This is a genomic window from Rossellomorea vietnamensis NBRC 101237 (assembly GCF_001591825.1).
Lineage (GTDB): Bacteria > Bacillota > Bacilli > Bacillales > Bacillaceae_B > Rossellomorea > Rossellomorea vietnamensis.
The window spans coordinates 26,139-33,770 of sequence record NZ_BCVQ01000042.1; the positions used below are offsets into that span (position 1 = coordinate 26,139).

The 7,632-nt window shown below is 46.3% G+C and carries 9 protein-coding genes; 1 reads left to right on the forward strand and 8 read right to left on the reverse strand.

Annotation, left to right across the window (positions count from 1 at the left end; all coding sequences use genetic code 11):
* Positions 1-12 precede the first annotated feature (12 nt).
* Genes BVI01S_RS17265 through BVI01S_RS17290 form a run of 6 tightly spaced genes read right to left on the reverse strand, consistent with a single transcriptional unit; the run spans position 13 to position 5,124 of the window.
* Entirely contained in the window at positions 13-594 is a 582-nt protein-coding gene (locus tag BVI01S_RS17265; RefSeq protein WP_034763105.1) for a CDP-alcohol phosphatidyltransferase family protein, read from the reverse strand.
* A 14-nt stretch (positions 595-608) separates the two neighbouring features.
* On the reverse strand, positions 609-1,268 hold the full coding sequence (locus BVI01S_RS17270) for a TVP38/TMEM64 family protein (protein WP_034763107.1): 660 nt from the start codon (positions 1,266-1,268) through the stop codon (positions 609-611).
* A 12-nt stretch (positions 1,269-1,280) separates the two neighbouring features.
* Complete coding sequence (locus tag BVI01S_RS17275; protein ID WP_061811070.1) at positions 1,281-2,249, reverse strand: ABC transporter ATP-binding protein; 969 nt, start codon at positions 2,247-2,249, stop codon at positions 1,281-1,283.
* Positions 2,246-3,046 (reverse strand): ABC transporter permease, encoded by an 801-nt coding sequence (locus tag BVI01S_RS17280; RefSeq protein ID WP_156030143.1) that lies wholly within the window; start codon positions 3,044-3,046, stop codon positions 2,246-2,248. Before BVI01S_RS17280 ends, BVI01S_RS17275 begins: the two co-directional genes overlap by 4 nt.
* Positions 3,047-3,053: 7 nt before the next feature.
* Positions 3,054-3,914 carry an ABC transporter permease gene (locus BVI01S_RS17285; RefSeq protein WP_034763116.1) on the reverse strand — a complete coding sequence of 287 codons (861 nt, stop codon included), beginning with the start codon at positions 3,912-3,914 and terminating at the stop codon, positions 3,054-3,056.
* On the reverse strand, positions 3,895-5,124 hold the full coding sequence (locus tag BVI01S_RS17290) for an ABC transporter substrate-binding protein (RefSeq protein WP_061811071.1): 1,230 nt from the start codon (positions 5,122-5,124) through the stop codon (positions 3,895-3,897). The genes BVI01S_RS17285 and BVI01S_RS17290 overlap by 20 nt, the downstream gene beginning before the upstream one ends.
* A 215-nt stretch (positions 5,125-5,339) precedes the next feature.
* Here BVI01S_RS17290 and BVI01S_RS17295 point away from each other — a divergent pair, with 215 nt between their 5' ends.
* Complete coding sequence (locus tag BVI01S_RS17295; protein ID WP_051758443.1) at positions 5,340-5,828, forward strand: BsuPI-related putative proteinase inhibitor; 489 nt, start codon at positions 5,340-5,342, stop codon at positions 5,826-5,828.
* A gap of 42 nt (positions 5,829-5,870) precedes the next feature.
* Here BVI01S_RS17295 and sfsA read toward each other — a convergent pair whose 3' ends face one another.
* Both sfsA and BVI01S_RS17305 read right to left on the reverse strand, forming a co-directional pair.
* A complete protein-coding gene (gene sfsA / locus BVI01S_RS17300; protein ID WP_051758444.1) occupies positions 5,871-6,614 on the reverse strand; it encodes a DNA/RNA nuclease SfsA in 744 nt (247 codons plus the stop codon).
* Positions 6,611-7,384 carry a hypothetical protein gene (locus BVI01S_RS17305; RefSeq protein ID WP_034763121.1) on the reverse strand — a complete coding sequence of 258 codons (774 nt, stop codon included), beginning with the start codon at positions 7,382-7,384 and terminating at the stop codon, positions 6,611-6,613. Before BVI01S_RS17305 ends, sfsA begins: the two co-directional genes overlap by 4 nt.
* Positions 7,385-7,632: the final 248 nt, after the last annotated feature.

A 7,632-nucleotide genomic window follows, 5' to 3' on the forward strand; every position in this document is an offset into this window, starting at 1 on the left:
CTGAATCTCTCCTTATGAAAGTAGTCGTTTCGCTTCTAGAAATCGTTGGATTCCCGTATATAACTCCACTGCAAAAAACAGGAGGGTGGTCCACAAGACAATGGATGGAAATATCATCATGAGGCTGAACAGGATGAAACCTTCCGTTCTCTCAGCCAGTCCCGCTTGATAATAGAAGGACTTCATCCCCTGCTTCTCTGATACAGCCCCCACGGTCAGGAAAATGGTCATGGAAATGATGATGGAGACACTGAGTAAGAGGAGGGCCCACATGATGTCAGGATGAAGGAAAGCAACCCCGAGGATGACACTGATTTCAACGATCCGATCAAACGTGACATCCATGACGGTGCCAAAGGGAGATGGCTTGGTCAATCGGGCCATGGTTCCATCCACCGCGTCCAGGAAGCCCGAGAGCCATAATAAAAGGACGGCCATAATCGGGAAACCCAGGTAATAGACCAGACCTGTCACAGACCCTATGATGAAGGCGGTGACCGTCACTTGATTGGCCGTTAATCCTTTGTTCAGGAACAGACGTGCCGTCCCCTCTATACTTGGCTGCACCCACTTGCGGGCATGCGTGTCTAACATGTACTTCCCATCCTTTACTTATCTTCTTTGCCCGATAATCCAAGCCATGCTTTCATCTTCTTTTTAAAAATGAGTGGTACGATGATCATGGCCAGGAAAAACGCAATGGCAATATACAAATTCGTCCGGTCTTCTCCCACCAAGCTTGACCCTAAAAAGACATAGCCAAACGTTCCTGGTAAAATCCCGATGGCTGTGGCAAGAATGAATGGAAGGTATCTCACTTTCCCCATTCCAGCGAGGTAACTGATCAAATCAAAGTTCAAGAACGGCACCAGACGCAATACAAGGACATAGATGAAGCCGCTCTCCTCCATCTTTTCCCGTATTTTCACGATGCGGGGGGAAGGTCTCTTTAACAGTTTCGCCCCCAGGATGCTTGCTGCATAATAGGCAACCGTCGCACCCCCCAGTGCCCCCAGTACAATATAAAAGAAACCTTCCACCGCACCGAAAGCAAGGCCCGCCGAGAACGACAGGATGGAAGCAGGGAAAAGGATCAATGGACGGACCGTATAGACGACAATAAATACGATCGGTGCCCAAATGCCGAATGACACGATCCAATCCCTGATGTCATGGGGCTTTATATGAAAGAAATTTCGGCTAAGCCACATGAGGAACAGTAATATCGCGATGAATAGAAAGATCTTGCCGATTTCCTTCTTCTTCAATGTTCTTCCCTCCTATTCCTCGTTCTGAAACGTTTGAATGTTCTCTTCCTTGGCATATAGCCAAACCGTCCCGTGGGAGGATTCCCCTTCAAGGGGCAGATGGAGTTTCTGCTTCAGTTCTTCCACCCATATTTCATGAATGTTCGTTCCCGCTACAAACAGCTTTTGCTGGATCTTGCCCTTCCACTTTGGGTAAGGCAGATCCTGTCCCGAAGAGCTTATGGACAGATGGGAAGCATGAATGAATTGTCCAGGAGACAGAATGAGTCCATCACTCATAAAAGAAGCGACAAAGGAGGAGCCCGGACGGTAATAAATTTCCTCCGGTGTCCCCGCCTGCAGGAATCGTCCCTCGTGTAACACCGCCACCCGGTCTCCCACCTCATACGCTTCATCACGGTCATGGGTGACGAACAAGACTGTGGTTCCTTCTTCTTTAAATACGGTCAGTACCCACTGCCTCAACTCTCTCCTCCGTTGCAGATCCAGACTGCTAAAAGGTTCATCCAAGAGTAACAGCTTCGGTTTCAGAATGAGGGAGCGGATTAGGGACACCCGTTGCTGCTGGCCTCCCGATAGCTCAGAGGGGTAATGATGCATGACTTCACCTAAACCGACTCTTTGAATATAGTCTTTCGCCTTCCTTTTATTTTCACGTTTCTTTTCCCCTCTCATTTCGAGACCGTACATGACGTTTTCAAGTACATTCATATGAGGGAATAACAAAGGCTGCTGAAAGACCATTCCAATCGGTCGGTTTTGAGGTTTGGTTGAAGAAATATCGTTACCATCTATTAATACCTTTCCCTTTGTAGCAGATTCTAAGCCTGCGAGAATCCGCAAAAAGGTTGATTTCCCCGAACCCGACGCTCCCACTAATGAAAGGATTTCCCCTTTCTTCAATGAGAAGGTTACATCATTCAAAATCTCTTTCTCTTTAAAGGTTTTGGACACTCCCTGGATATGTATGAATGGACTCACTTCCTCTTCCTCCTTCTTAGATGCTGGTAAGGGAGTATGAATGTCAAACACCCTTCAATCATGATGTATAAGATGAGGGGGATAAGGGCGAACACGATGGAGAATGCCGCCATCACCGCTTCATCTGCCGTATCGGTAAATGGGTAATAGACCATTGCAAGGGTGACGACGTTCCCCCCGCCTATGATCGCCGTCAACACGTATTGACTTAAAGAGATGACGATCGTCAGGAACAATACACTGCGTATGCTTGGAAGGAGCAATGGCAATTCGATATGGTATAAGCGCTTGATGGCACTCCCTCCCAGGATGGTTGATTGTTCGAGTAATTTCGAGCCGATCCGCTCATAGCCTGTTTTAAACATTTTAATGCTGTAAGGAATCGTCGGCACCAAATGAACGAGGGCGACCCCGAGCCAGTGATCGGAGAGGCCATATCGTATGAAGGTAATATGAAGTCCGATGGCAACGACTAACACAGGAATGAACAGGGGCAGCATCATGAGCGCTTCCATCAACGCTTTCCCCCTGAAAGAAGAAAAGGAAAACACCTTTCCCGCTGTGATGCCGATCAGAAGATTGAGACCTAATACAACTACTGCAATCCATACTGACACCCCTACTGAATTCAGAAACTTTCCTTCGTTCATTAAGAGTTCCCACGCCCTTACGCTTGGTTCACCCAGAGCAGGACTCCCCCATGCCGCTACACCGTAAAAGCTTTTATACACTAAAAAGAAAAGGGGAAAGGCAAAAAGGATAAAGGATATGCTGTAAAATGACGTTTTTTTCATCATGACACCCCTAATTCCCAATCCCTTTAGTAATGTGCATCCGTTTCTTGTTCGTGAAGTAAAGAACGAGCCACATAAGGACTCCGATGCCGAGTCCGGTCATGACTAGGGAGGCAAACGCTAGTGGACGGTCACTCCAGCTACCGCTATAAAACCAGTCGTATGCAAGGATCGCAAGCATTTGTGGAGACGTTACCCCCAACAGCCGTGGAACTTCAAAGGCGGTAAAGATAAATGCAAAAAGAATGGCCCCTGTTTCGATGAGGACAGGATAGATGAAGGGCCATTCTGCCACTCTGAACGTTTGATAAGGGCCCGCTCCCAATAATGAAGCCACCTCTTTATACCCTTTGGATAGGGTGGCATACACGGGTAACAGCATGAGGGTCACAAAGGGAACTTCTTTCCACACATACGTCAACATGATCCCGATCCCATTCCGGTCCTGTACCAATATGGGAAATTGACTGCGATCGTCAATCCAGCCCGTCACCCCGGCGATACTTGAAAAAAAGCCGCTCTGATTAAAGAGTAAGTAGACGAGATACGCCCATACAAAATGGGGGACCAGCATCGGGATCCACACCAGCAGTTTATGCCTGGTTTCCATTAACAATGGAGAGAAGGCCTTGACGATACCCAATCCAATGAAAAGGGACAGGATCGTTGAGACCGCTGTTACTGTCAGACTGAACAGGACAGATGTAATAAAACGATCTTGCTCAAACAATTCCCAGTAATGTTCGAGTGTAAAGACTCCTCCGCCCCTTACACTTTCCCACATCGCAAGAACGATCCCGAGTCCCGGGATCAGGAGGAAAAAGAGGAGTCCCGGCAGGAGGAGAAGTGCGTTATTGGATGGCCACTTCACGTATCCAGTTCTCCTTCAACCATTCAACATAGGCAGCATCAAGCTCACCCTTGAAGTTTTTTTCAAGCTTTGAGGCCTCCAGTACACTTTCACCGCGATCGATCTCCATGAATTTCTTCCTCCACTCTTCATCAAGCTTGTTATAGGAAATGGGCGAACTCTCTCCCCAATAATCCGGCTTGAGCTTCTCATACTGCGCTTCCGGGGACAGAAATTCATTGATGGCCACCAGGGCACCCTCTTTATTGGGACTATTGAAAGGAATGGCCAGGAAATGAGTGTTCCCGATGGATCCTATGTCACTCAATATGAACGGCTTCGTGCTTGCCGGAAACACGCCATCCTTGATCAAATGTTCCGCCCTTGCCTCGTTATATCCCATCGTCATCCATACCTCTTCCTGACTGTACAGCTTATCAAGGTCCGTCAAGGTGGATGGATACGTCTCCCCTTTTCGCCACAGATAAGGCTTCATGGTGTTTAATTCGTCCCATACTTCCGCTCCTATTTCTTCTGACTTTTCCTCATCAAACCCGTCCCGGGCCAGATTCGAATCCGTTTTGGCATAGAGGAGATGTCTTAGAAATGCATTCCCAGTGAAATCACTTGGGTTTGGGTATGTGAATTTCCCGGGATTCTCTTTCATGAATGTTGTCAACTCTTCAAAGGTAGCCGGCGGGTTTTTCACTTTTTCACTATTATAGAAAAATACGAATTGAACTTTTCCCCAAGGGGCTTCGAATCCTTCTGTTTCCGTTCCGAAGTCATATTGAAATGCGTCATTGTCCGTATCATAGTATTGGTTGTAGTTAGGCAATTTGTCCGTAAAGGAACCTGCCAACAGATCTTGTTCTTTCGCGTTTTTAAAATTTTCACCGTTGACCCAGACGATGTCGATCGTCCCCTTTTCTTTTCCTGCCCGTTTCTCGGTTTGCAGCTTCTGCAGGATTTCAGGTGTGTCTAAAGGTACCCTGTTCAATTCGATATTGTTCTTTTCTTTTAACATGGGGGCCATGACCTCATCAATATATCGATTGATCCCGTCATCTCCTCCCCACATGAACATATTCACTTTGGTCCCTTCTGCTTTCGAGGTGATCGTTCCCCACTCTTCATCAGGAATTTTCCCGCTATCGTTTGCATTTGTCGAACCGCAAGCCGATACTAATAGTAAGGAAAATACGCTTACAATTGCTAACCATATTCTCATCCATTCTGCTCCTCTGCGCTTTTCTATAATTATATAGTACTAAACCGTATAATATAAAAAAGTAATCTGCCTTACATATGTAAATGAATGCCCCAATAGTGGGTGAAAGAAACCGGAAGAGCACATCCCCCATGCCTTCCCGTGCTCATTTTCTCAGAAGGCTTGTAACCTTTTTGATCAAACTCTGTCTAATACAGTAAGGAGGTGACTCTAGCGTGAAGCGATTCATGATGATCATAATCATTCTACTAACGGGAATGGCCGGATGTGGAACAGCTGATGAAAACGACAGCCAGCCGGTCAAAAAAGAGACCGAACAGAGAGCGGGTGAAGATATTTCTGTACAGAAAGGAATTGTCGCAGGCGATATGGTACCTTCATTAACCAAGAAAGATGCAGATGGTCAAAGTGTATATGTATATAGTGTAAAAAACCAAACAGAGCAGGAGAAAACATTTTCGTTTTCATCCGGCCAGACAATCGACTATGAACTTCGCAACGAAAAAGGCGAGATCGTTTATAAAGATTCAAAGAATAAAATGTATACCCAGGCGTTACAGGACATCACTGTGAAACAAGGGGAAGCGTTTTCCCGCGAAATCGTCCTTCCTAAGGTTGAAAGCGGCTCTTACACATTGACCGTCTGGATGACTGCCAAGGGGGAACAGGATTATAAAGCGACGGCTAAGGTAGTGGTTGAATAGGGACACGCAAAAAGGATTAATCTCGGCCGGGGCACGGCGAGATTAATCCTTTTCTGTGTAAACGGGGATAGACCCACTGAGGGAGATGCGTTCTGGTGTCACGATGCATTTTCTTCCGAAGAACCTGACCCCGTGTCTCGCGGCTTCTTCCATGACCCGGGCAAAATGGGGATCGATTTCAGGAGCGGAAGTGATTCCCCTGAGATCTGTGCGCTGGGCAATGAATAGGACCGCCGTTTGATAGCTTCCCTTCATCTGTAAGTGGGTCAGTTCCTCTACATGCCTCGCACCCCTTGCTGTGACAGCATCGGGAAATTTACCCATTCCGTCCTCGACCATGGTGACACTTTTGACTTCGAGTAGTAATTTCTCATCATTTTGTTTATGTTTGAGGAGGAAGTCAAAACGTGAACCTCCCACCTTATATTCGGCTTTTTCCAGACCCCACCCCTTCAGCTCCTCCAGTACTTCCAACTGCAGGGCTTCCAGTACCAACCGGTTTGGATATTGCGTATTCAAGGAAACATACATATCGTTTACGGGATCATGGGTCATGACCGCTGACCACCTTGTTTTCCTTCTTGGATCCTTGGATTCCTGGAGCCAGATCGGCCCTCCAGGTACCAATAAGTCTTTCAGCCTGCCCGGGTCCGGTAAGTGGACCTTTTCTTTTGAACCTGAAGGGAGTTCGCATTCCAGCACAAACCGATTGAGCCGTTCAAGAAAGACGGCTTGGACCAAAGTGTCATGGAATGAAATATCTGCTAAAACGTCACGGTCCCTCATTTAAGTAAGGCGCTCCAGCTCTTGGTTTTACGGTCATAAGAAAGTAACCCGTTCGCCGGTAATTTGCGAATCTGCTTATAATCCTCTGCCATTTCATCCATGTCATAATAATCACCGATCACCCATATGGGTATCTCGATCTTCCCTCTCGTCAATACTGCTTTTTCAAGGGAGATGACCATTCCTTCTTTTAACTTATCCTGGAAGGAATGAATGACTTCCTTTCCGATCACAGGGTAGGGTTTCTCCTTCTTCATACCGAAGAGGCCCTTCCCACTCTTCATCGTACTGAGCTTTGATGAAAGGGTCGCTCCCAGCATATAATAGAAGTCCTCAAAATCCCGGTAATAAACCTTATTGAACCAGCCATCATCATGGGAAAGGTAGGCGTAGCGGTTATTCAGTTTAGAATAAAATGGAGGGTTCAATGGCTGCTTGATATGCCCCATATAAAGGAGTTCTGCAATTTCCTGTCCGTTCAATTCATCGACTCCGACCTCTTCTTCAAAATCGATCCAGCAGAAGTCTCCATAGCTCTGAACCCCGTCATCGATGATCTTCTTCATTTCGTCCTTTTCTACATATTCCATATGGGTATGTATATTGAAAGCACCATGTTCGTACTGATGCTTGATGAGAAGTAGGTTCTTTAAGGGTTTACGGGCATTCATTGCAAACTCGTTGAAATGGATTCCGTACGAAACGACATAGTGACGATCCGGATTCTTGTGAACATAGATGATATCTTTCATTTGGTTATTTGCCTTCAAGAACATTCCCTCCATCTGATTAACACGGTGCACAGTTCATATTTTCTATTTTATCAAATATAGAACCAACTTGTTCTTTTCTATTTCATTTCAAAATGATGACAAAAGTCGCAGGGAATTGTCGAAAATAGTCATATTTGAGTGGTATGAGTGGAAGGTATTCTTCTATTTCCTACTTTGTTGCTGTCATTTAGAATTGCGTCGGTTGATTTCCGTTCCAGGTGCTCGCTTTCCGCGGGGCTGGCGGT